The sequence below is a fragment of the Streptomyces nigra genome (assembly GCF_003074055.1).
Lineage (GTDB): Bacteria > Actinomycetota > Actinomycetes > Streptomycetales > Streptomycetaceae > Streptomyces > Streptomyces nigra.
Window position 1 is genome coordinate 5,397,569 of record NZ_CP029043.1, and the last position, 22,309, is coordinate 5,419,877.

21 protein-coding genes and 1 pseudogene are annotated in these 22,309 nt (G+C 71.7%); 21 read left to right on the forward strand and 1 reads right to left on the reverse strand.

Translation table 11 applies throughout. The annotated features are described in order from the left end of the window. The first annotated feature begins 59 nt into the window (after window positions 1–59). From DC008_RS25155 to ftsH, 5 genes are all read left to right on the forward strand, one after another. Entirely contained in the window at window positions 60–1,403 is a 1,344-nt protein-coding gene (locus DC008_RS25155) for an ammonium transporter (protein WP_108708892.1), read from the forward strand. After that, complete coding sequence (locus DC008_RS25160) at window positions 1,400–1,738, forward strand: P-II family nitrogen regulator (protein WP_003997576.1); 339 nt, start codon at window positions 1,400–1,402, stop codon at window positions 1,736–1,738. The genes DC008_RS25155 and DC008_RS25160 overlap by 4 nt, the downstream gene beginning before the upstream one ends. Window positions 1,739–1,763: 25 nt before the next feature. Then, window positions 1,764–4,211 (forward strand): [protein-PII] uridylyltransferase, encoded by a 2,448-nt coding sequence (locus tag DC008_RS25165; RefSeq protein ID WP_108708893.1) that lies wholly within the window; start codon window positions 1,764–1,766, stop codon window positions 4,209–4,211. Between the two features lie 85 nt (window positions 4,212–4,296). Then, window positions 4,297–5,850 carry a signal recognition particle protein gene (ffh, locus tag DC008_RS25170; RefSeq protein WP_108708894.1) on the forward strand — a complete coding sequence of 518 codons (1,554 nt, stop codon included), beginning with the start codon at window positions 4,297–4,299 and terminating at the stop codon, window positions 5,848–5,850. A gap of 89 nt (window positions 5,851–5,939) precedes the next feature. Next, complete coding sequence (ftsH, locus tag DC008_RS25175) at window positions 5,940–7,877, forward strand: ATP-dependent zinc metalloprotease FtsH (RefSeq protein WP_108708895.1); 1,938 nt, start codon at window positions 5,940–5,942, stop codon at window positions 7,875–7,877. 60 nt (window positions 7,878–7,937) lie between these two features. Here ftsH and DC008_RS25180 read toward each other — a convergent pair whose 3' ends face one another. Next, entirely contained in the window at window positions 7,938–8,792 is an 855-nt protein-coding gene (locus DC008_RS25180; RefSeq protein WP_108708896.1) for a class I SAM-dependent methyltransferase, read from the reverse strand. 198 nt (window positions 8,793–8,990) lie between these two features. On the opposite strand from DC008_RS25180, the gene proS reads away from it, so the two are divergent. The 16 genes and pseudogenes from proS (at window position 8,991) to dprA (ending at window position 22,145) form a co-directional block, all read left to right on the forward strand. Next, entirely contained in the window at window positions 8,991–10,406 is a 1,416-nt protein-coding gene (gene proS / locus DC008_RS25185) for a proline--tRNA ligase (RefSeq protein ID WP_108708897.1), read from the forward strand. Between the two features lie 260 nt (window positions 10,407–10,666). Beyond that, window positions 10,667–11,263 carry a hypothetical protein gene (locus DC008_RS25190; RefSeq protein ID WP_055623289.1) on the forward strand — a complete coding sequence of 199 codons (597 nt, stop codon included), beginning with the start codon at window positions 10,667–10,669 and terminating at the stop codon, window positions 11,261–11,263. A 386-nt stretch (window positions 11,264–11,649) separates the two neighbouring features. Continuing rightward, window positions 11,650–12,069 carry a 30S ribosomal protein S16 gene (rpsP, locus tag DC008_RS25195; protein ID WP_055623288.1) on the forward strand — a complete coding sequence of 140 codons (420 nt, stop codon included), beginning with the start codon at window positions 11,650–11,652 and terminating at the stop codon, window positions 12,067–12,069. Between the two features lie 2 nt (window positions 12,070–12,071). Then, window positions 12,072–12,311 (forward strand): RNA-binding protein, encoded by a 240-nt coding sequence (locus DC008_RS25200; RefSeq protein WP_003973401.1) that lies wholly within the window; start codon window positions 12,072–12,074, stop codon window positions 12,309–12,311. Window positions 12,312–12,395: 84 nt separating this feature from the next. Further along, the gene (gene rimM / locus DC008_RS25205) at window positions 12,396–12,947 is read left to right on the forward strand and encodes a ribosome maturation factor RimM (RefSeq protein WP_108708898.1); all 552 of its coding nucleotides are present in this window, start codon (window positions 12,396–12,398) and stop codon (window positions 12,945–12,947) included. Beyond that, a complete protein-coding gene (trmD, locus tag DC008_RS25210; protein ID WP_108708899.1) occupies window positions 12,947–13,780 on the forward strand; it encodes a tRNA (guanosine(37)-N1)-methyltransferase TrmD in 834 nt (277 codons plus the stop codon). Before rimM ends, trmD begins: the two co-directional genes overlap by 1 nt. A 135-nt stretch (window positions 13,781–13,915) precedes the next feature. After that, window positions 13,916–14,266: a 50S ribosomal protein L19 gene (gene rplS, locus DC008_RS25215; protein WP_004924850.1), complete on the forward strand. Its 351-nt coding sequence runs from the start codon at window positions 13,916–13,918 to the stop codon at window positions 14,264–14,266. A gap of 60 nt (window positions 14,267–14,326) precedes the next feature. After that, window positions 14,327–15,043, forward strand: coding sequence for a signal peptidase I (gene lepB / locus DC008_RS25220; protein ID WP_108708900.1), 717 nt, complete (start codon window positions 14,327–14,329; stop codon window positions 15,041–15,043). Beyond that, window positions 15,036–16,145 carry a signal peptidase I gene (gene lepB / locus DC008_RS25225; protein ID WP_108708901.1) on the forward strand — a complete coding sequence of 370 codons (1,110 nt, stop codon included), beginning with the start codon at window positions 15,036–15,038 and terminating at the stop codon, window positions 16,143–16,145. The genes lepB (DC008_RS25220) and lepB (DC008_RS25225) overlap by 8 nt, the downstream gene beginning before the upstream one ends. After that, window positions 16,078–16,980: a signal peptidase I gene (gene lepB / locus DC008_RS25230; protein WP_108710843.1), complete on the forward strand. Its 903-nt coding sequence runs from the start codon at window positions 16,078–16,080 to the stop codon at window positions 16,978–16,980. The genes lepB (DC008_RS25225) and lepB (DC008_RS25230) overlap by 68 nt, the downstream gene beginning before the upstream one ends. 186 nt (window positions 16,981–17,166) lie before the next feature. Then, window positions 17,167–17,940: a signal peptidase I gene (lepB, locus tag DC008_RS25235; protein WP_108708902.1), complete on the forward strand. Its 774-nt coding sequence runs from the start codon at window positions 17,167–17,169 to the stop codon at window positions 17,938–17,940. Next, a pseudogene (locus DC008_RS25240) lies at window positions 17,930–18,461 on the forward strand (NUDIX hydrolase). Before lepB (DC008_RS25235) ends, DC008_RS25240 begins: the two are co-directional and overlap by 11 nt. Window positions 18,462–18,517: 56 nt before the next feature. Then, the gene (locus DC008_RS25245; protein WP_003993268.1) at window positions 18,518–18,826 is read left to right on the forward strand and encodes a DUF2469 domain-containing protein; all 309 of its coding nucleotides are present in this window, start codon (window positions 18,518–18,520) and stop codon (window positions 18,824–18,826) included. A 163-nt stretch (window positions 18,827–18,989) separates the two neighbouring features. Further along, the gene (locus DC008_RS25250; protein ID WP_108708903.1) at window positions 18,990–19,352 is read left to right on the forward strand and encodes a YraN family protein; all 363 of its coding nucleotides are present in this window, start codon (window positions 18,990–18,992) and stop codon (window positions 19,350–19,352) included. A 1-nt stretch (window position 19,353) separates the two neighbouring features. Beyond that, a complete protein-coding gene (locus DC008_RS25255) occupies window positions 19,354–20,979 on the forward strand; it encodes a YifB family Mg chelatase-like AAA ATPase (protein WP_108708904.1) in 1,626 nt (541 codons plus the stop codon). Then, on the forward strand, window positions 20,976–22,145 hold the full coding sequence (gene dprA / locus DC008_RS25260) for a DNA-processing protein DprA (protein ID WP_108708905.1): 1,170 nt from the start codon (window positions 20,976–20,978) through the stop codon (window positions 22,143–22,145). Before DC008_RS25255 ends, dprA begins: the two co-directional genes overlap by 4 nt. Window positions 22,146–22,309 lie beyond the last annotated feature (164 nt).

The following is a 22,309-nucleotide window of genomic DNA, read 5'->3' on the forward strand; positions in this document are numbered from 1 at the left end:
CTCACTCCGCTCAGGCTTCGCCCGCACGGGGCCGCCGTACCTATGACGAGGAGACGCCGATGGCATCAGCCATCACGCTTGCGGCAGACGCTCCCGAGTTGTCCGCCGCCAACACAGGTTTCATGCTCATCTGTTCCGCCCTGGTGATGCTCATGACCCCGGGCCTGGCCTTCTTCTACGGAGGCATGGTCCGCGTCAAGAGCACACTGAACATGCTGATGATGAGCTTCATCAGCCTGGGGATCGTCACCATCCTGTGGGTGCTGTACGGCTTCTCCCTGGCGTTCGGCACCGACTCAGGCGGCCTCATCGGCTGGTCCTCCGACTTCGTCGGCCTCAGCGGGATCGGTCTCACCGAGCTCTGGGACGGCTACACCATCCCGGTGTACGTCTTCGCCGTCTTCCAGCTGATGTTCGCCGTCCTCACGCCGGCCCTGATCAGCGGTGCCCTCGCGGACCGCGTGAAGTTCACCGCCTGGGCGCTGTTCATCACGCTGTGGGTCACCGTCGTGTACTTCCCGGTCGCCCACTGGGTCTGGGGCTCCGGCGGCTGGGCCTTCGAGCTCGGCGTGATCGACTTCGCCGGCGGTACGGCGGTCCACATCAACGCGGGTGCCGCGGCGCTCGGCGTGATCCTGGTCATCGGCAAGCGTGTCGGCTTCAAGAAGGACCCGATGCGCCCGCACAGCCTCCCGCTGGTCATGCTCGGCGCCGGCCTGCTGTGGTTCGGCTGGTTCGGCTTCAACGCCGGCTCGTGGCTCGGCAACGACGACGGCGTGGGCGCGCTGATGTTCGTCAACACGCAGGTCGCCACCGGTGCCGCCGTCCTCGGCTGGCTCGCCTACGAGAAGATCCGCCACGGCGCGTTCACCACCCTCGGTGCCGCCTCCGGCGCGGTCGCCGGCCTCGTCGCCATCACCCCGGCCGGTGGCGCGGTCTCCCCGCTCGGCGCCATCGCCGTCGGTCTGATCGCCGGTGTCCTGTGCGCCATGGCGGTCGGCCTGAAGTACAGGTTCGGCTACGACGACTCCCTCGACGTGGTCGGCGTCCACCTCGTCGGCGGTGTCATCGGCTCCCTGCTGATCGGCTTCTTCGCCACCGGCGGCGGCCAGTCCGACGTGGCCGGCCTCTTCTACGGCGGCGGCCTCGACCAGTTCTGGAAGCAGTGCGCCGGTGTCTTCGGTGTCCTCGCCTACTCGCTGATCGCCTCCGCGATCCTCGCCTTCCTGCTCGACAAGACGATCGGGATGCGCGTCTCCGAGGACGAGGAGATCGCCGGCATCGACCAGGCCGAGCACGCCGAGACCGCATACGACTTCAGCGGTGCCGGTGGCGGTGCCGCCCGTACCGCCGCGACCCCGGCCCCGGTCGCCGCGGCCGAGAGCAAGAAGGTGGACGCATGAAGCTCATCACCGCAGTCGTCAAGCCCCACCGGCTCGACGAGATCAAGGAAGCCCTCCAGGCCTTCGGAGTACACGGCCTGACGGTCACCGAGGCCAGCGGCTACGGTCGTCAGCGGGGCCACACCGAGGTCTACCGCGGTGCCGAGTACACCGTCGACCTGGTCCCGAAGATCCGCATCGAGGTCCTGGCCGAGGACGACGACGCCGAACAGCTGATCGACGTCATCGTCAAGGCCGCCCGCACCGGCAAGATCGGCGACGGCAAGGTCTGGTCCCTGCCCGTCGAGACGGCCGTCAGGGTCCGGACCGGCGAGCGCGGCCCCGACGCGCTCTGACCAGACGAAGAACAGGAGCTGCCGGGTGTCGAGTACGGATGTGCGTGACAAAGCAGAGGACTCGGGACCCAGCGGCTACGCGGCGGCCCGGCTGCGCCTCCTCACCGAGGGGGCGCGGTCCGGGCCGCCGCGCCGCTCCGCCCTCGCCGAGCTCACCGACGACTGGCTGACCGGCCTGTTCGCGGCGGGCGCCGAGGCCACCCGGGGCGTCGCCCTGGTCGCGGTCGGCGGCTACGGACGCGGCGAGCTGTCCCCACGCAGCGACCTCGACCTCCTGCTGCTGCACGACGGAGGGGACGGCGCGGCGGTCGCCACCCTCGCCGACCGGATCTGGTACCCCGTCTGGGACCTCGGCCTCGCCCTCGACCACTCCGTGCGCACCCCCGCCGAGGCCCGCAAGACCGCCGCCGACGACCTCAAGGTGCAGCTCGGCCTGCTGGACGCCCGGCACATCGCCGGCGATCTCGGCCTCACCACGGGCCTGCGCACCGCCGTCCTCGCCGACTGGCGCAACCAGGCCGCCAAACGGCTGCCCGAACTGCAGGAGCTGTCCGTCGAGCGCGCCGAACGCCAGGGCGAACTCCAGTACCTGCTGGAACCCGACCTCAAGGAGGCCCGCGGCGGGCTGCGGGACGCCACCATCCTGCGCGCCGTCGCCGCCTCCTGGCTGGCGGACGCCCCCCGCGAGGGCCTCGCCGACGCCCGCCGCCGGCTCCTCGACGTCCGCGACGCCCTGCACCTCGCCACCGGCCGGGCCACCGACCGGCTCGCCCTCCAGGAACAGGACCAGGTCGCCGCCGAACTCGGCCTCCTCGACGCCGACACCCTGCTGCGCCAGGTCTACGAGGCCGCCCGGGTCATCTCGTACGCCAGCGACGTCACCTGGCGCGAGGTCGGCCGTGTGCTGCGCTCCCGTGCCGTACGGCCCCGGCTGCGGGCCATGCTGGGCGGCGGGAAACCCACCGCGGAGCGCTCCCCGCTGGCCGAGGGCGTCGTCGAACAGGACGGCGAGGTCGTGCTCGCCCGCGCCGCGCGCCCCGACCGCGACCCCGTCCTGCCGCTGCGTGCCGCGGCCGCCGCCGCCCAGGCCGGACTCCCGCTCTCCCTGCACGCCGTCCGCCGTATGGCCACCGGGGTGCGCCCGCTGCCCACGCCGTGGCCCGCCGAGGCCCGCGAGCAGCTCGTCACGCTGCTGGGCTCGGGCCGACCGACCGTGGAGGTCTGGGAGGCCCTGGAGGCGGAAGGGCTGATCACCCACTTCCTGCCCGACTGGGAGCGGGTCCGCTGCCGCCCCCAGCGCAACGCCGTGCACGTCTGGACCGTCGACCGGCACCTCATCGAGACCGCCGTACGCGCCTCCGAGTTCACCCGCCGCGTCCACCGCCCCGACCTCCTCCTGGTCGCCGCGCTGCTCCACGACATCGGCAAGGGCTGGCCCGGCGACCACTCGGTGGCCGGCGAGATCATCGTCAAGGACATGGCGGCCCGGATCGGCTTCGACCGCGACGACGTGGCCGTGCTCTCCACCCTCGTCCGGCACCATCTGCTGCTCGTCGAGACCGCCACCCGGCGCGACCTGGAGGACCCGGCGACCGTACGCGCCGTCGCCGACGCCGTCGGCTCGCCCGGCACGCTGGAGCTGCTGCACGCCCTGACCGAGGCGGACGCCCTCGCGACCGGCCCCGCCGCCTGGTCGGCCTGGCGCGGCTCCCTCGTCGCCGACCTGGTCAAACGGGTCGGCGCGGTACTCGCCGGGGACGTCCCCGAGGAGCCGGAGGCCGCCGCGCCCACCGCCGAGCAGGAACGGCTCGCCCTGGAGGCCGTCGCCATCGGCAGCCCCGTCCTGGCCCTGCGTGCCCAGACCGAGCCGCCCGCCGAGGAACGGCCCGCCGGCGACCCGGAACCCCTCGGCGTGGAGCTCCTCATCGCCGTACCCGACCAGCCGGGCGTGCTGCCCGCCGTGGCCGGCGTTCTCGCCATGCACCGGCTGACCGTGCGCACCGCCGAGCTGAGGGCCCTGGACCTGCCCGACGGCGTCGACGGCTCCGTCCTCCTGCTGAACTGGCGGGTCGCCGCCGAGTACGGCTCGCTGCCGCAGGCGGCCCGGCTGCGCGCCGACCTCGTACGGGCCCTGGACGGCTCGCTGGACATCGCCGGGCGGCTCGCGGAGCGGGACGCCGCCTATCCGCGGCGGCGCGGGGTCGTGGCACCGCCGCCCCGGGTCACCGTGCATCCGGCCGCGTCCCGGCTGGCCACCGTCATCGAGGTGCGCGCCCAGGACGCGCCGGGCCTGCTGTTCCGGATCGGCCGGGCGCTGGAGGACGCGAGCGTGCGGGTGCGCAGCGCCCACGTCAGCACGCTCGGCGCCAACGCCGTCGACGCGTTCTATGTCACAGGTCCCGAGGGCGCGCCCCTGCCCGGTGAGGAGGCCGTGTCCGTGGCCCGCAAGCTGGAGGAGACACTGCGGGGCTGACCCGGGGGATCCCGGTCACCTGTGTCGCCGGGATACCCTGGAGGGCGATTCCCAGCTGCCACCGACCCCGAGGACCGCGAGCGCCGTGTTCGATACTCTTTCCGATCGCCTCTCAGCGACGTTCAAGAACCTGCGTGGCAAGGGACGGCTCTCCGAAGCGGACATCGACGCCACCGCGCGCGAGATCCGTATCGCGCTCCTCGAAGCCGACGTGGCGCTGCCCGTCGTGCGGACGTTCATCAAGAACGTCAAGGAGCGGGCGCTCGGCGCCGAGGTCTCCAAGGCGCTGAACCCCGCCCAGCAGGTCCTGAAGATCGTCAACGACGAGCTCGTCACGATTCTGGGAGGCGAGACCCGCCGGCTGCGCTTCGCCAAGCAGCCGCCCACCGTGATCATGCTGGCCGGTCTGCAGGGTGCCGGTAAGACCACCCTCGCGGGCAAGCTCGGCCGCTGGCTGAAGGAGCAGGGCCACTCGCCGCTGCTCGTCGCCGCCGACCTGCAGCGACCGAACGCCGTGAACCAGCTGAGCGTCGTCGCCGAGCGCGCCGGTGTCGCGGTCTACGCCCCCGAGCCGGGCAACGGCGTCGGCGACCCGGTGAAGGTCGCCAAGGACTCCATCGAGCACGCCAAGGCCAAGGTCCACGACATCGTGATCGTGGACACCGCCGGCCGGCTCGGCATCGACCAGGAGATGATGCAGCAGGCCGCGGACATCCGCGACGCCGTCTCCCCGGACGAGATCCTCTTCGTCGTCGACGCGATGATCGGTCAGGACGCGGTCAACACCGCCGAGGCCTTCCGCGACGGCGTCGGCTTCGACGGCGTGGTGCTCTCCAAGCTCGACGGCGACGCCCGCGGTGGTGCCGCCCTGTCGATCCGGCAGATCACCGGCAAGCCGATCATGTTCGCCTCCAACGGCGAGAAGCTCGACGACTTCGACGCCTTCCACCCGGACCGGATGGCCTCCCGCATCCTCGACATGGGTGACCTGCTCACCCTGATCGAGCAGGCGGAGAAGACGTTCAGCCAGGAAGAGGCCGAGAAGATGGCCTCCAAGCTGGCGTCCAAGAAGGGCCAGGACTTCACCCTGGACGACTTCCTGGCCCAGATGGAGCAGGTCCGGAAGATGGGCAGCATCTCCAAGCTGCTCGGCATGCTCCCGGGCATGGGCCAGATCAAGGACCAGATCAACAACCTCGACGAGCGGGACGTCGACCGCACCGCCGCGATCATCAAGTCGATGACGCCGGGCGAGCGCCAGGACCCGACGATCATCAACGGCTCCCGTCGCGCCCGTATCGCCAAGGGTTCCGGCGTCGAGGTCAGTGCCGTCAAGAACCTCGTCGAGCGGTTCTTCGAGGCCCGCAAGATGATGTCCCGCATGGCCCAGGGCGGCGGAATGCCCGGCATGCCGGGGATGCCGGGCATGGGCGGCGGCCCCGGCCGCTCCAAGAAGCAGCCGAAGAAGGCCAAGGGCAAGCAGCGCTCCGGCAACCCGATGAAGCGCAAGCAGCAGGAGCAGGAGGAGGCCGCCCGCCGCGCCGCCGCCGCGCAGGGCGGCGGGGCCTTCGGGGTGCCGGGCCAGCAGGCCGGACAGGACTTCGAGCTGCCCGACGAGTTCAAGAAGTTCATGGGCTGACCGCTCCCGTACGCCGCACAGGGCGTCCCTCCTCCGGGAGGGGCGCCCTTGCGCATGCCGAGGCCCCGGGACTGCCGTAACGTCCAGATATGAGCGATTCCGCGCCACGACGGAAGGCTCCGGACCAGCCGTGGCGCACCGAGGGCACACCGGAGGAGCCGCCCGGGCGGTCCGGTGGGCGGCGGATGCGCGGCCGCTGGTGGGGGCTGGCCGTCACCGCGGTGGTCGTGTTCCTGCTCGCCTACATCGGTCTGAACTACCTCGACCGGGGCGACGAGCCGACGATCTCGTACACCGAGTTCAGCCGCCAGGTGCAGGCGGACAACGTCTCCAAGATCTACTCCAAGGGCGACGCCATCCAGGGCGAGCTGAAGAGCGCCCGGGACGCCCCCGGCGACCACGGCGACTACACCACGTTCCGCACCCAGCGCCCGGCGTTCGCCGAGGACGACCTCTGGCAGGAGCTGAACAGCCGAGGCGTCACCGTGACCGCCGAACCGGTCGTCAAAGAACGCGGAGCCCTCACCAACCTGCTGATCTCCCTCGCGCCGATCGTCATCATCGTCGCCGTGTGGATCTTCATCGCCCGGCGCTTCGGCCCCGGCCGCGGCGGCGCCGGCGGAATGTTCGGACGCAAGCCGCCGCCCAGACCGGTCGAGCTGCTGCCCGGCCGGCACCGCACGACCTTCGCCGACGTCGCCGGCATCGACGAGGTCAAGGGCGAACTCGACGACGTCGTCGACTTCCTGGAGCACCCCGACGCCTACCGCGCGATGGGCGCGAAGATGCCCCGCGGCGTCCTCCTCGCGGGCTCGCCCGGCACCGGCAAGACCCTGCTCGCCCGGGCCGTGGCCGGCGAGGCCGGCGTGCCCTTCTTCTCCGCCTCCGCCTCCGAGTTCATCGAGATGATCGTCGGCGTCGGCGCCTCCCGCGTCCGGGAACTGTTCGCCGAGGCCCGCAAGGTGGCACCGTCGATCATCTTCATCGACGAGATCGACACCATCGGCCGCGTCCGTAGCGGCGGCGCCTCCGTCAGCGGCCACGACGAACGCGAGCAGACCCTCAACCAGATCCTCACCGAGATGGACGGCTTCACCGGTTCCGAGGGCGTCATCGTCATCGCGGCCACCAACCGCGCCGACATCCTCGACCCCGCCCTGACCCGCCCCGGCCGCTTCGACCGCGTCGTCAACGTCTCCCCGCCGGACCGCCGCGGCCGCGAGGCCATCCTGCGCATCCACACCCGCGACATCCCGCTCGCCGACGACGTCGACCTCACCCAGCTGGCCCGCACCACCCCCGGCATGACCGGCGCCGACCTGGCCAACCTCGCCAACGAGGGCGCCCTCCTCGCCGTCAAGCGCGGTCAGTCCCAGGTCACCGCCACGGACCTGTCCGAGGCGCTGGAGAAGGTCCAGCTGGGCGCCGAACGCACCCTCGTCATGCCCGAGGAGGACCGCCGGCGCACCGCCTACCACGAGAGCGGCCACGCCCTGCTCGGCATGCTCCAGCCCGGCGCCGACCCCGTCCGCAAGGTCACCATCGTGCCGCGCGGCCGCGCCCTCGGCGTCACCATGTCCACCCCGGAGGTGGAGCGGTACGCGCACTCCGAGGAGTACCTGCGCGGCCGCATCATCGGAGCCCTGGGCGGCATGGCAGCCGAGGAAGAGGTCTACGGCGTGGTCACCACCGGCGCGGAGAACGACCTCGAACAGGTCACCGCCATCGCCCGCGGCATGGTCGCCCGCTGGGGCATGAGCGAGGCCGTCGGCAGGCTGTCCGCCCTGCCCAGCGACGCCCAGCAGGCGTACGGGCTCTCCGCGGCCCCCCGCACCCTGGACGTCATCGACGCCGAGATGCGCCGGATCGTCGACGACTGCTACGAGGAGGCCCGCCGCAAGCTCCGCGAGCACCGCGACCGGCTCGACGCCCTCGCGGCGGCCCTGCTGGAACAGGAGACCCTGGAGGAGGCCGACGCCTACCGGGTCGCCGGCATCCCGCGCCTGGCGAAGGGCGAGACCGGCTGAGGGCCGGCCCGCAATTCGCGGCATCGCGCGTCCACCGCGGATCGCGGGAGAGCCCTTGGCTCACGGCACGCGCGCGATGAGGTACCGGAAGACGTTCGGCATCCACACCGTCCCGTCCCGCCGCTGATACGGATGCAGCGCCTCCGCCAGCTCCTTGTCGACCTGCACCTGGTCCGTCGCCGTGACCGCGGCGTCGAACAGCCCCGTCGACAGCAGCCCCCGAACGGCGCTGTCCACGTCCGCGTACCCGAACGGGCAGGCCACCCGCCCCGAACCGTCGATCCGCAGCCCCGCCCGCTGGGCGACCTCCTCCAGGTCGTCCCGCAGCGCCGGACGCCAACTGCCCGCGTTCCGCAGCGGATCCGCCAGCTTCGTGGCGACCCGCAGCACCGACGTCGTCGCACACCGCTCCGGCGGCCCCCAGCCCGCCAGCACCACCGGAGCGCCCCGCCCGGCGAGCGGCGTCGCGGCCGCCAGCAGACCCGCCAGCCCCTCCGCGTCACCCGCCAGGCACCCGATCGGCTCGAAGGCCGTCACGACCGTGAAGGCGGACGAACCCGGCTCCCTCGCGTCCCCGAGAGCGTCGACCAGCCGGGTCCCGCTCCGCGCGCCCGCGCCCCCGTTCGCCGGGAGCAGCCGCTGCCGCGCCAGGGCCAGCCGCTCGGGGGCGGACGCGTCGACGCCGGTGACGGCCGCGCCTCTGGACGCCGCCATCAGCAGGGCGAGTCCGCTGCCGCAGCCCAGGCCCAGCAGCCTGCTGCCGGGACCCACCTCCAAGCGCTCGTAGACCGCCTCGTAGAGCGGGACCAGCATCCGCTCCTGGATCTCGGACCAGTCACGCGCGCGTGCACACGGGTCCACGCGGGGTGCCCGGCCCGCGCGAGGCAGATGCTGCCGCACGAGCGTAGGTGTCATGTAAAGCGCCCCAATCCGCCGAGAGTTGTCGCCATGCCCGCTTCCGTCGCCCCCGTGGCATGCGCTCGCGCTCCCCCCGTATGCCAGGTAACTCCGCGCCCGTCCCCGCGTCCAGGGGTTGCGGGGCCCTGCTTGTGGCTTCCCCGTGTCCGTGGCCAAAATTCACATTCCGGTAATCGAAGCCCGTACGATCCCGACATGGCCAAGGCACCCGTACTCACGCCCCGGACGGACGACTTCCCGCGCTGGTACCAGGACCTGGTCGCCAAGGCGGAGCTGGCCGACAACGGACCGGTGCGCGGCACCATGGTCATCCGCCCCTACGGGTACGGCCTGTGGGAGCGCATGCAGGCCGAGATGGACGCCCGCATCAAGGCCACCGGCACACAGAACGCGTACTTCCCGGTGCTGATCCCCCAGTCCTCCCTGGCCCGCGAGGCCGACCACGTCGAGGGGTTCGCCCCCGAACTCGCGGTCGTCACCCACGGCGGCGGCAAGCCGCTGGAGGAGCCCGCCGTGGTCCGGCCCACCTCCGAGATGATCGTCAACGAGTACTTCGCCAAGTGGGTGCAGAGCTACCGCGATCTGCCGCTGCTGATCAACCAGTGGGCCAACGTGGTGCGTTGGGAGCTGCGGCCGCGTCTGTTCCTGCGCACGACCGAGTTCCTCTGGCAGGAGGGCCACACCGCGCACGCCACCTACGAGGAGGCCCGCGCCTTCGCCGCGCGCATCCACCGCGAGGTCTACGAGGACTTCATGGTGAACGTCCTCGCCATGGACGTCCTGCCCGGCCGTAAGACCGCGAAGGAGCGCTTCGCCGGAGCCGTCAACACCCTCACCCTCGAAGGCATGATGGGCGACGGCAAGGCCCTCCAGATGGCGACCAGCCATGAACTCGGCCAGAACTTCGCCAAGGCGTTCGACACCCGCTATCTCTCCCCGGAGGGCCGGCAGGAACTCGTCTGGCAGACCTCCTGGGGCTCCACCACCCGCATGATCGGCGCGCTCGTGATGATGCACGGCGACGACGACGGACTGCGCGTCCCGCCCCGGCTGGCGCAGACCCAGGTCGTCGTGATCGCGGTCAAGGGCGACGAACAGGTTCTGGCCAAGGTCCGCGAGACCGGCGACCGGCTCGCCGCCGCGGGTCTGCGCGTCCATGTCGACGACCGCACGGACACCCCCTTCGGCCGCCGCGCGGTCGACTGGGAACTCAAGGGCGTACCGGCCCGCGTCGAGGTCGGCCCCCGTGACCTGGCCGCCGGCACCGCGATGCTGGCCCGGCGGATCCCCGGCGGCAAGGAGCCCGTCGCCCTCGACACGCTTCCCGCCCGGCTGCCCGCCCTCCTCGAGGAGGACCAGGCGCTGCTCCTCGCACAGTCCCGCGAGCGCCGCGCCTCCCGGACCGCGGACGTGGCGACCGCAGACGAGGCCGTGGAGGCGGTGACCGCCGGCGGCTGGGCGCGCCTGCCGTGGGCCGCGCTCGGCCCGGAAGGGGAGGCCAGGCTCGCCGAACACGCGGTGACCGTACGGTGTCTGGTCGCCGGGGACGGGTCGGTGCCCGACGCCGAGGACGCACCCGGTAACGTCGCGGTCGTCGCGCGCGCTTACTGAGATGACGCCGGCGGAGCGACAGCGACCGAAACGCCTCTTGCGCACACGCCCATCACAGGGGTGACCGCGTCTGGACACGGCCTACGCGCCGGGTCGTACGTCAGGCTACGCACCGGCTTGGTACGAGCTGTAAGCCTTTCTCCGCAGATCAGCGCACCCGCCCTCGTCGGTGCGCATCATTCCCGACTGACGGGTACGTGCAAATTATTTGGGATGCCCTGGAATCGGAACACAGGGGCACCCCGGCTCGTTGTCATTACGTGAGCACGACACAGACACCACCTGTTCTCGCCGCAGAGCTGGCACAGGCGTGGGCCGACATTCAGCGGTACCACCCCGAGCTGCCGGATCTCGCCGCGCCAGAGTCCCTGATCGGGGAGTCGTCGTCCGCGTGCGGTCACGAACTCTCCTTCGAGCGACTGCTCCATGAGGCAGTCCACGGCATCGCCGCCGCCCGCGGCATCCGGGACACGTCCCGGGCCGGCCGCTACCACAACCGCAGATTCCTCACCATCGCCGAGGAGCTGGGCCTGGACCATCCCGAGGAGCCGCACCCGAGCAGCGGTTTCTCCCTGGTCACGCTCAACCCCGAGGCCAAGCGCCGCTACCGGCCGACCATCGAGCGCCTCCAGCGGGCCCTCAAGGCCCATACGGCGGCGACCTCCTCCGACACCGGCAGGACCTTTCGGGGCCCGGCCGCCCGGCACGGCTCCTCCGGAGGCGGCGTCCGCGTCAAGGCGGTCTGCGACTGCGGCCGCAACGTCCGCGTCGTTCCCTCGGTCCTCGCCCAGGCCCCGATCGTGTGCGGCGGCTGCGGCAAGCCGTTCCGCATCCCGGAGGTCATGGGAGCGGCGTGACGCACTCGCGCGGCGTCCGGCACCGGCATCTCGTGGCTGCCGGTCAGGGACGCGGAGCGAGGCGGGTGCCGTCCTGACCCGGACCGCCGTACCGCCGAGGTGCGGCACGGCCCGGTGAGGGCGGCATCCCGCGGCGTCGGGCCGGTCGTGGCCGATGCTCACCGGCACCCGGTTCGCCGGGTGCCCCTTCGTCATGCCCGCGTGCTCCCGGCCGTCCGCGGCGGGGAGCGACCCGCCGGGTGTGGCACAATGGCTAGCTGTACTCGACAGCCGCACAGGACCCCTCTCTCCTCCGGCTGACGCGTCCATCGGGCACTCGGGTACCGCAACCCCACGCGGCAGTCCTGCCGTGCCCAACCACGTCAAATCCAGGAGAACCCACTCCAGTGGCAGTCAAGATCAAGCTGAAGCGTCTGGGCAAGATCCGTTCGCCTCACTACCGCATCGTCGTCGCCGACTCCCGCACCCGTCGTGACGGCCGTGCGATCGAGGAGATCGGCAAGTACCACCCGACCTACAACCCGTCGGTCATCGAGGTGGACGCCGAGCGCGTGGCGTACTGGCTGGGTGTCGGCGCGCAGCCGACCGAGCCCGTCCTCGCCATCCTGAAGAAGACCGGCGACTGGCAGAAGTTCAAGGGCGAGCCCGCCCCGGCTCCGCTGCTGACCGCCGAGCCGAAGAAGGCGCGCCCGTCGTTCGAGGCCCTCGGCGGCGACGACGAGGGCAAGGGTGAGGCGATCACCCAGAAGAAGAAGGCGGAGAAGAAGGACGAGGCCCCGGCCGAGTCCGAGTCGGCCGAGGCCTGAGCATGCTCGAGGAGGCTCTCGAGCACCTCGTGAAGGGCATCGTCGACAACCCTGACGATGTGCAGGTCGCCTCGCGCAACCTGCGCCGCGGGCGTGTGCTGGAGGTCAGGGTCCACCCCGACGACCTCGGGAAGGTGATCGGCCGCAACGGCCGCACCGCACGCGCTCTGCGCACCGTCGTGGGCGCCATCGGCGGCCGCGGTGTCCGTGTCGACCTCGTCGACGTGGACCACGTCCGCTGACGCCGAACACAGCACCGGCTCGGGCCGGGGAGGGCCACTGGCCGTCCCCGGCCCGTAGTCGTAAGGACAGGAGACAGTGAAGACGTGCAGCTGGTAGTCGGACGGATCGGCCGGGCCCACGGCATCAAGGGCGAGGTCACCGTCGAGGTACGCACCGACGAGCCGGAGCTGCGGCTCGCGCCCGGAGCCGTGCTCGCCACCGATCCCGCCTCCACGGGACCCCTCACCATCGAGAGCGGCCGCGTCCACAGCGGACGCCTCCTGCTGCGCTTCGAGGGCGTACGCGACCGCACCGGCGCCGAAGCCCTGCGCAACACCCTCCTCATCGCCGACGTCGACCCCGACGAGCTGCCCGAGGAGGAGGACGAGTACTACGACCACCAGCTCATGGACCTGGACGTGGTCACCGCCGACGGCGTCGAGGTCGGCCGTATCACCGAGATCTCGCACCTGCCCTCCCAGGACCTCTTCGTCGTGGAGCGGCCCGACGGCAGCGAGGTCATGATCCCGTTCGTCTCCGAGATCGTCTCCGAGATCGACCTGGAGGAGCAGCGGGCCGTCATCACCCCGCCGCCCGGCCTCATCGACGACCGCGCCGAGATCGCCTCCACCCGCGACGCGGAGGCCGAGAGCTGATGCGGCTCGACGTCGTCACGATCTTCCCCGAGTACCTCGACCCGCTGAACGTCTCCCTCGTCGGCAAGGCACGCGCGCGGGGGCAGCTGAACGTCCAGGTCCACGACCTGCGCCAGTGGACCTACGACCGCCACAACACCGTCGACGACACCCCGTACGGCGGCGGCCCCGGCATGGTCATGAAGACCGAGCCCTGGGGCGACGCGCTGGACTCCGTCCTCGCCGACGGCTACGAGGGCGGCGCGGGCCGGCCCACCCTGATCGTCCCCACCCCCAGCGGATGCCCCTTCACCCAGGAACTCGCCGTCGAGCTGTCCGAGCGGCCCTGGCTGATCTTCACCCCGGCCCGCTACGAGGGCATCGACCGCCGCGTCATCGACGAGTACGCCACCCGGATGCCCGTCCACGAGGTGTCCATCGGCGACTACGTCCTCGCCGGCGGCGAGGCGGCCGTCCTCGTCATCACCGAGGCCGTGGCCCGCCTGCTGCCCGGCGTCCTCGGCAACGCCGAGTCGCACCGCGACGACTCCTTCGCGCCCGGCGCCATGGCGAGCCTGCTCGAGGGCCCCGTGTACACCAAGCCGCCCGAGTGGCGCGGCCGGGACATCCCGGAGGTGCTGCTCAGCGGCCACCACGGGAAGATCGCCCGCTGGCGCCGCGACGAGGCGCTGCGGCGCACCACGGCCAACCGTCCCGACCTGATCGAACGCTGCGAGCCCGCCGCCTTCGACAAGAAGGACCGCGAGATGCTCTCCATCCTGGGCTGGATGCCCGACCCGGAGGGCGCGCGCTTCGGCCGATTTTGGCGCAGGACCGAGGCCGTGGAAGAATAGGCCGCTGTTGTGCGCCGTCCGGCGTGCGCCCCTGCCACAGGGGGACACGACGCCCGCCCCGACGGGCACAGCACACTCTCATCGAACACCTAGTTCCGTTGATGACCTGTGGCATCAGCGAAGAAAGCAGACGAAATGTCTCACCTGCTCGACTCCGTCGACTCCGCGTCGCTGCGCAGCGACGTCCCGGCGTTCCGCCCCGGCGACACCGTCAACGTCCACGTGCGCGTCATCGAGGGCAACCGCTCCCGTGTGCAGCAGTTCAAGGGCGTCGTGATCCGCCGCCAGGGTGCCGGCGTGCGCGAGACCTTCACGGTCCGCAAGGTCTCCTTCTCCGTCGGCGTCGAGCGCACCTTCCCGGTGCACACCCCGATCGTGGAGAAGATCGAGCTCGTCACCCGCGGTGACGTGCGTCGCGCCAAGCTGTACTACCTGCGCGAGCTGCGCGGCAAGGCCGCGAAGATCAAGGAGAAGCGCGAGAACTGAGCGCTTCCGGGGGCTCGCCCCCGAGGGGTCCGCGGCGCGGCCGGATAGCATCTGGCCTCGATGGACACCGAAGCACAGCACACGGAGCGCGACCGCTCCTCCCGCCCTTCCGGCACCGGGGACACCCCGGAACCGGAGGCGCGGGAGGACCGGTCGCGCTTCGCGTTCGCCACCGGGATCACCGCCCGCGTCCCCGGCGGCCGCTACAGCCTGACCCTGCTGCTGGTCCTGGTGTGCACCCTGCTGCTCACCATGTTCGCCGCACGGCCGTTCGAGATTCCCAGCGGATCCATGGAGCCCGCATTGAGGATCGGCGACCGCGTCCTCGTAAATAAGTTGGCGTACCGTTTCGATGCCGGGCCGCGGCGCGGCGATGTCGTCGTGTTCGACGGAACCGGGAACTTCGGGCACGCCGACTACATCAAACGCGTTGTGGGTGTGGGGAGAGACCACGTGGTCTGCTGCGACAAGGAGGGGAGGATCCAGGTGAACGGGCGCTCGGTAGACGAGTCGGCCTTCCTGTACCCCGGCGACCGCCCGTCCTCCGTACGGTTCGACGTCGTCGTCCCCGACGGCCGGCTCTTCGTCCTCGGCGACCACCGCAGCGCCTCCAGCGACTCCCGCGACCACCTGGGCTCACCCGGCGGCGGCATGATCCCCGTCGACGCCGTCATCGGCCGCGCCGACGCCGTCGTCTGGCCCGCCGGCCACTGGACCCGACTGCACCGTCCGGACGCCTACGCGCGCGTGCCCGCCCCGGACGGCGCCCATGGGTAACCGCGGCAAGCCGCGCGGCGTCCCCAGCAGCGCCGCCGACAACCTGCTCCCCACCGGCTCGCGGCGCGCCTCCGGCCCCACGGGCGGCCGCAGCCGCGCCGAGCGCCGCAAACTCCAGCGCAAGGTCAAACGCCGCCGCAGGCGCTCCGCGATCAAGGAGATACCCCTCCTCGTCGGCGTCGCCGTCCTGATAGCGCTCGTCCTGAAGACCTTCCTCGTCCAGGCCTTCGTGATCCCGTCCGGCTCCATGGAGCAGACGATCCAGATCGGCGACCGCGTCCTCGTCGACAAGCTCACCCCCTGGTTCGGCAACAAACCCGAACGCGGCGACGTCGTGGTCTTCAAGGACCCCGGCGGCTGGCTCAAGGGCGAGCAGACGACCGTGAAGAAAGAGGACCCCATTGTCGTCAAGCAGGTCAAGGAAGCCCTCACCTTCATCGGCCTGCTGCCCTCCGACGATGAGAAAGACCTGATCAAACGGGTCGTCGGTGTCGGTGGCGACCGCGTCAAATGCTGCGACGCACAGGGCCGCGTCACCGTCAACGGCGTGCCTCTGAACGAGGACTACCTGTACCCGGGCAACGCCCCCTCCAAGATCCAGTTCGACATCACCGTCCCCCAGGGCCGGCTCTGGGTCATGGGGGATCACCGGTCCAACTCCGCGGACTCCCGCGTCCACCAGGACCAGAAGTACGGCGGCACCGTCTCCGAGGACGAGGTCGTCGGACGCGCCAAGTGGATCGCCTGGCCCCTCGGGCACTGGACCAGCCTCGACGAGCCGAACACCTACGCCTCCGTGGCCGACTCGGGCCCGGGGTCGACCGCGTCCCTCTCGCCGTCGCATAGGGTTGCCTCCGACGAATCGAACGGAACGCTCCAGCTCCCGAGCCCTGCGGAACTCCCGCTCGTTATGGGAGTGGTGGGCCTGCGCCGCGCATGGGGCAGGCAGCGGCACAGAGTAAGGAGTTGGCGTGGGGGATGTGGCGGTTGGCGCACGGTCCGGGCACGACGGCGAGGAGCACCGCGGACGTCCCGTGGGCGCAGCCGACCCGGCCGCGGACGGCGCCGTGACCTCCGGGGATGGACCCGGATCCGGCAATGACGGCGGACGGTCGGGCGGAGAGCCCCCGACCGGCGGCCAGGGGTCGGGCGGGGCCGCCCCCGCGAAGAAGCAGCGTTCCTTCTGGAAGGAGCTGCCGATCCTGATCGGGATCGCGCTCGTCCTCGCGCTGCTCATCAAGACGTTCCTGGTGCAGGCGTTCTCGATCCCCTCCGACTCGATGCAGAACACCCTCCAGCAGGGTGACCGCGTCCTCGTCGACAAGCTCACCCCCTGGTTCGGCTCCGAGCCGGAGCGCGGCGAGGTCGTCGTGTTCCACGACCCCGACCAGTGGCTCGCGGGCCAGCCCGCCCCCGACCCGAACGCCCTGCAGACCTTCCTCAGCTGGATCGGCCTGATGCCGTCCTCCGAGGAGAAGGACCTGATCAAGCGGGTGATCGGCGTCGGCGGCGACACCGTCGAGTGCAAGGGCACCGGTCCGCTCACGGTCAACGGCAAGGCGCTGAACGAGCCCTACGTCTACCCGGGCAACACCTCGTGCAGCCAGGACGACCAGGGCGGCCAGTTCAAGGTGAAGATCCCCCAGGGCTTCATCTGGGTGATGGGCGACCACCGGCAGAACTCCCGGGACTCGCGCTACAACCAGTCCGACAAGAACCACGGCATGGTCCCCGTCGACAAGGTCGTCGGCCGCGCCGTCGTCATCGCGTGGCCCATCAGCCGCTGGGACAACCTGCCGGTTCCGGACACCTTCGACCAGGACCTGAGCGCGCGCTCCGCGGCCCCGGTCATCGCCCCGCCGAGCCTCGCGCTCGCGGGCGCGGTGCCGCTGGTGCTGTGGCGGCGGCAGCGGGCGAAGGCGTCGGAGACGCGCTGAGGACGGGGCGTCTTGTCCGGTGGGTGGTGCCGTACTTCGCGTGGGCGCTTCAGGGGGCGCGCCGCGGAGTGCGGCATCGGCCGTTCCGTTTCGCACCCGCAGCTGGGGAGAGCTTTGCCCGGCCGCCGCTCCGGGCGCTCCTGAGGGGCTGCCCGGCGCCGGTACCGCCGGGTAGGGTGCGGGTCCATGGGTGGCGAGAGCACGATACGAACGGCGCCGCGTGCCGGCGCGAGCAAGGGCCCGGCGGGCGGCCGGACCGGACAGGTGCTGTCCGGGCTGGCCGTGGCGCTGGGCCTGGCGCTGTTCCTCGGCGGCTTCGTCTGGGGAGCGATCGTGTACCGGCCCTACACCGTCCCCACCAGCTCGATGGCCCCCACGATCGACGCGGGCGCCCGCGTCCTCGCCCAGCGCATCGGCAGCGGCGACATCCACCGCGGTGACGTCGTCGTCTTCACCGACAAGACCTGGGTGAGCAACGCCCCCGTCGTCAAGCGCGTCGTCGCCGTCGGCGGCGACACCGTCGCCTGCTGCACCGACGGCAAGCTCACCGTCAACGGCAAGCGGATCGACGAGCCCTACCTGGCCGACGACGGCCTCGCCGAACTCCAGGACTTCCCGAGCGTGAAGGTCCCCGAAGGACGCCTCTTCCTCCTCGGCGACGAGCGCAGCGGCTCCCTCGACTCCACCGCCCACCTCACCGACGCCGCCCGCGGCACGGTCGCCCGCAGCGCCGTCTCGGCCCGCGTGGAAGCCGTCGTATGGCCCATGAACGGCATGCTGGAGCAGGCCACCGGCTTCGAGAAGCTCGGCCCGCTGTCCGCGCAGGGACCGCTGCGCACCATGGGCCTCATGATCGTCGCCGGGGCGGTGCTCGTCCTGGGCGGCGGGGCCTACGGACCGGTCGCCAAACGGCTCGGGGGCCGTTCGCGCGGAGGAGCGGAGCCCGCGCGTGCCAGCTGAGGCCGACGGCCAGTACGAGGCCGGGGACGAGGCCGGCGCCGGGGTCCGCAGGGTGGCCCGGGTCGTGCTGCTCGACCCCGAGGACCGCATCCTGCTGCTCCACGGCCACGAACCGGAGGACCCCTCCGACGACTGGTGGTTCACCCCCGGGCGGGGGAGTCGAGGGCGACGAGACGCGCGAAGAGGCCGCACTGCGGGAACTCGCGGAGGAGACCGGCATCACGGACGCCGACCTCGGCCCGGTGCTGTGGCGGCGCCGGTGCTCGTTCCCGTTCGCGGGCCGCCGCTGGGACCAGGACGAGTGGTACTACCTGGCCCGTACGACCCAGACGGCGATCAAGGCACTGGCCCTCACCGAGCTGGAGCGGCGCAGCGTGGCCGGAGCACGCTGGTGGACGTGTCGGGAACTCACCCGGGCACATGAGACGGTGTATCCGACCAGACTCGCCGAGCTGCTGCGCAGGCTGCTCGACGAAGGTCCCCCGGCCGGGCCCGTGACCCTCGACACCGAAATTGTCTAGGGGCCGACGGGACTGGCGCACAATGGGGGGATCGCACGGCTGAAGGGGAACATGCCATGAGCGCCGAGGACCTCGAGAAGTACGAGACCGAGATGGAGCTGAAGCTCTATCGGGAGTACCGCGATGTCGTCGGTCTGTTCAAGTACGTGATCGAGACCGAGCGGCGCTTCTACCTGACCAACGACTACGAGATGCAGGTGCACTCGGTCCAGGGTGAAGTGTTCTTCGAGGTGTCCATGGCGGATGCCTGGGTCTGGGACATGTACCGGCCGGCCCGTTTCGTGAAGCAGGTCCGTGTGCTCACGTTCAAGGACGTGAACATCGAGGAGCTGAACAAGAGCGACCTCGAGCTGCCGAGCGGGTGACGTCGACGCACCTCCAGGCGGGCGCGGTCGCCCGGGTGTTCTTGCCCAACCGGTGGAGTTCACCCGCACGGGTGACGGAGTTGTCCACAGCCCCGCAGTCGTCCACCAAGATCCAATAGCGCGGTCAAGCAGGTTCATCGTTGGCGCCGGAGGTGGTGCCGACATGAACGCACGCAACGCACTCGGCAAGTACGGCGAGGATCTCGCCGCGAGGCGGCTGACCGAAGCCGGAATGACCGTCATCGGACGCAACTGGCGCAGCGGCAGGACCGGAGAGATCGACATCGTCGCCCGCGACGGCGACGTACTCGTCGTCTGCGAGGTGAAGACCCGCAGGGCCGGCGGCTTCGAGCACCCCATGGCCGCCGTCGGCCCCGACAAGGCCCGACGTCTGCGCGGCCTCGCCGAACGCTGGATCCACACACACGGCGGAGCCCCACCCGGAGGCGTCCGCATCGACCTCGTCGGCATCGTCCTGCCCGACCGCGGCGCCCCCGTCGTCGAGCACGCGCGAGGGGTGGCCTGACATGGGATTCGCACGCACCTGCTCCGTCGCACTCGTCGGCGTCGAAGGAGTCGTCGTCGAGGTCCAGGCCGACCTCGAACCCGGCGTCGCCGCCTTCACCCTCGTCGGACTCCCCGACAAGAGCCTCACCGAGAGCCGCGACCGCGTACGGGCCGCCGTCGTCAACTCCGGAGGCGAATGGCCGCAGAAAAAACTCACCGTGGGACTCAGCCCGGCATCCGTCCCCAAAGCCGGCAGCGGCTTCGACCTCGCCGTCGCCTGCGCCGTCCTCGGCGCCGCCGAACGCATCGACCCCCGCGTCCTCGCCGACATCGTCATGATCGGCGAACTCGGACTGGACGGCCGGGTGCGCCCCGTCCGGGGCATCCTCCCCGCCGTCCTCGCCGCCGCCGACGCCGGATACGAACAGGTCGTCGTGCCCGAATGCGCCGCCGCCGAGGCCTCCCTCGTGCCCGGCGTCTCCGTCCTCGGCGTCCGCAGCCTGCGACAGCTGATCGCCGTCCTCGCCGACGAACCCGTCCCCGACGAGGAACCCGACGACCACGGCCGCCCCGACCCCCTGCTCGCAGGACTGCGCATGCCCGGCACCGGCGCCGCCACCGGCATGCAGAAGCTGGGCGCCACCGCCGGTGAGCACGGACACGACCTCGCCGACGTCGTCGGACAGACCTCCGCACGCACCGCCGTCGAGGTCGCCGCCGCCGGGGGCCACCACCTCTTCCTCGAAGGCCCACCCGGCGCCGGAAAAACCATGCTCGCGGAGCGGCTCCCCACCATCCTCCCGCCCCTCGGCAGGCAGGAATCCCTCGAAGTCACCGCCGTGCACTCGATCGCCGGACTCCTGCCCTCGGGCAAACCCCTCATCGACACCGCCCCCTACTGCGCCCCGCACCACTCGGCCACCATGCAGGCCCTCGTCGGCGGCGGACCCGGCTTCGCCCGCCCCGGCGCGGTGTCCCTCGCTCACCGAGGCGTGCTCTTTCTGGATGAAACGCCCGAATTCAGCGGCCGGGCACTCGACGCCCTCCGCCAGCCCCTCGAAGCCGGGCACGTCGTCATCGCGCGCAGCGCCGGCGTCGTCCGCTTCCCGGCGAAGTTCCTCATGGTCCTCGCCGCCAACCCCTGCCCCTGCGGCCGCTTCTCCCGCACGGACGACCGGTGCGAATGCCCGCCCTCCGCCATCCGCCGCTACCAGGCCCGGCTGTCCGGACCCCTGCTCGACCGCGTCGACCTCCGCGTCGAGGTCGACCGCGTCACCCGGGCCCAGCTCACCGAACGCGGCGCCCGCGGGGAATCCACCACCACCGTCGCCGAACGGGTACGCGCCGCCCGCGAACGCGCCGCGGCCCGCCTCGCCGGCACCCCCTGGCGGACCAACAGCGAGATCCCCGGCCGCGAGCTCCGCAGCCGCTGGCACGCCAGGAGCGGCGCCATGGACGAAGCGGAACGGAACCTGGAGCGCGGCGTCCTCACCGCCCGCGGCCTCGACCGCGTCCTGCGCGTCGCCTGGACCGTCGCCGACCTCGTCGGCCACGACCGGCCCGACGCCACCGACGTCGCCCTCGCCCTCCAACTGCGCACCGGAGTCCCCCGCGGGGTCCCCACGGCCATCGGAGCCCTGACGTGACCGGCACCGGGTCCCTCGGGGACGGGGAGGCACTGCTCGACCGGGTCTTCCTCAGCCAGGTCCTCGAACCCGGTGACGAGACCGCCGGGCGCTGGGTGCGCGAGTACGGCCCGGCGACGGTCGTACGCAGGCTGCGCGACGACACGAAGCCACCCCTGCCGGGCGTCGGACCCAAACGCTGGGAAGGGCTACGCGCCCGGGCGGAGCGCGCCGACCCCGCCCGGGACCTCGCCGTCGCACAGGACGCCGGGATGCGGTTCCTCAGCCCCGGGGACGCCGAGTGGCCCCGACAGCTCGACGACCTCGGCGACGCACGGCCCCTCGGACTGTGGGTGCGCGGCCCGGCCGACCTGCGCATGTGGGCCCTGCACTCCGTCGCCGTCGTCGGAGCGCGCGCCTGCACCGAATACGGCGCGCACATGGCCGCCACCGTCGCCGGCTCCCTCGCCGAAAAGGGCTGGGTCGTCGTCTCCGGCGGCGCCTACGGAGTCGACGGCGCAGCCCACCGCGGCGCCCTCGGCGCCGGCGGAGCCACCGTCGCCGTCCTCGCCTGCGGCGTCGACCGGCCCTACCCGCGCGGCCACACCCAGCTCATCAACCGCATCGCCGACCAGGGGCTGGTCGTCGGAGAACTGCCGCCGGGGGAGCACCCCACCCCCAGCAGATTCATCGTGCGCAACCGCGTGATCGCCGCCCTCACCCGGGGCACCGTCGTCGTGGAGGCCGCCCACCGCAGCGGCTCCCTGGCCACCGTACGGGCCGCCCGGCGCCTCGGCCGGCACACCATGGGCGTACCCGGCCCCGCCACCAGCGCCCTCTCCGCAGGCGTGCACGAACTGCTGCGGCAGGACGCCGTCCTCGTCACCGACGCCGCCGAGATCATCGAACTCGTCGGAGACATGGGGGAACTGGCCCCCGAGCGACGCGGACCCGTCCTGCCCCGCGACCTCCTCCAGCCCGGAGCCCGGGCCGTCCTCGCCGCACTGCCCGGACAGCGCGCCGCCAGGGCCGACGAGATCGCCCGAGCAGCGCAGACCGCGGAGGACGACGCCGTCGCGAGACTGTACGAACTCCGCTCACTCGGCTGGGTCGAACGACATGGCGACGGCTGGAAGTTGACACGCCAGGCGATGATGACCGCCCGCACCCGCCGAAGTCCATGCTGACCGAGCGTGTTCGGCCGTACGGGGGAACACGGACGCCCTTGAGAATTCCCCCAGTTGGGGTGTTCGTGTGATCACGTAGAGCAACCGCCGTGCCCCTGCGGGGCGTCCAGCGGAACGTATCTGCGTACCCTTCGGGCTCCGCCCTTCGCGCACCGCGACACGTC

What these genes read in the sequence shown, in the direction of transcription:
- trmD (WP_108708899.1), top strand. Translation starts at nt 12,947, where the DNA reads ATGCGGCTCGACGTCGTCACGATCTTCCCCGAGTACCTCGACCCGCTG.
- DC008_RS25200 (WP_003973401.1), top strand. Translation starts at nt 12,072, where the DNA reads ATGCTCGAGGAGGCTCTCGAGCACCTCGTGAAGGGCATCGTCGACAAC.
- rplS (WP_004924850.1), top strand. Translation starts at nt 13,916, where the DNA reads ATGTCTCACCTGCTCGACTCCGTCGACTCCGCGTCGCTGCGCAGCGAC.
- DC008_RS25180 (WP_108708896.1), bottom strand. Translation starts at nt 8,792, where the DNA reads ATGACACCTACGCTCGTGCGGCAGCATCTGCCTCGCGCGGGCCGGGCA.
- lepB (WP_108708902.1), top strand. Translation starts at nt 17,167, where the DNA reads ATGGGTGGCGAGAGCACGATACGAACGGCGCCGCGTGCCGGCGCGAGC.
- DC008_RS25155 (WP_108708892.1), top strand. Translation starts at nt 60, where the DNA reads ATGGCATCAGCCATCACGCTTGCGGCAGACGCTCCCGAGTTGTCCGCC.
- DC008_RS25255 (WP_108708904.1), top strand. Translation starts at nt 19,354, where the DNA reads ATGGGATTCGCACGCACCTGCTCCGTCGCACTCGTCGGCGTCGAAGGA.
- DC008_RS25245 (WP_003993268.1), top strand. Translation starts at nt 18,518, where the DNA reads ATGAGCGCCGAGGACCTCGAGAAGTACGAGACCGAGATGGAGCTGAAG.
- DC008_RS25250 (WP_108708903.1), top strand. Translation starts at nt 18,990, where the DNA reads ATGAACGCACGCAACGCACTCGGCAAGTACGGCGAGGATCTCGCCGCG.
- ftsH (WP_108708895.1), top strand. Translation starts at nt 5,940, where the DNA reads ATGAGCGATTCCGCGCCACGACGGAAGGCTCCGGACCAGCCGTGGCGC.
- proS (WP_108708897.1), top strand. Translation starts at nt 8,991, where the DNA reads ATGGCCAAGGCACCCGTACTCACGCCCCGGACGGACGACTTCCCGCGC.
- DC008_RS25160 (WP_003997576.1), top strand. Translation starts at nt 1,400, where the DNA reads ATGAAGCTCATCACCGCAGTCGTCAAGCCCCACCGGCTCGACGAGATC.
- lepB (WP_108708901.1), top strand. Translation starts at nt 15,036, where the DNA reads ATGGGTAACCGCGGCAAGCCGCGCGGCGTCCCCAGCAGCGCCGCCGAC.
- lepB (WP_108708900.1), top strand. Translation starts at nt 14,327, where the DNA reads ATGGACACCGAAGCACAGCACACGGAGCGCGACCGCTCCTCCCGCCCT.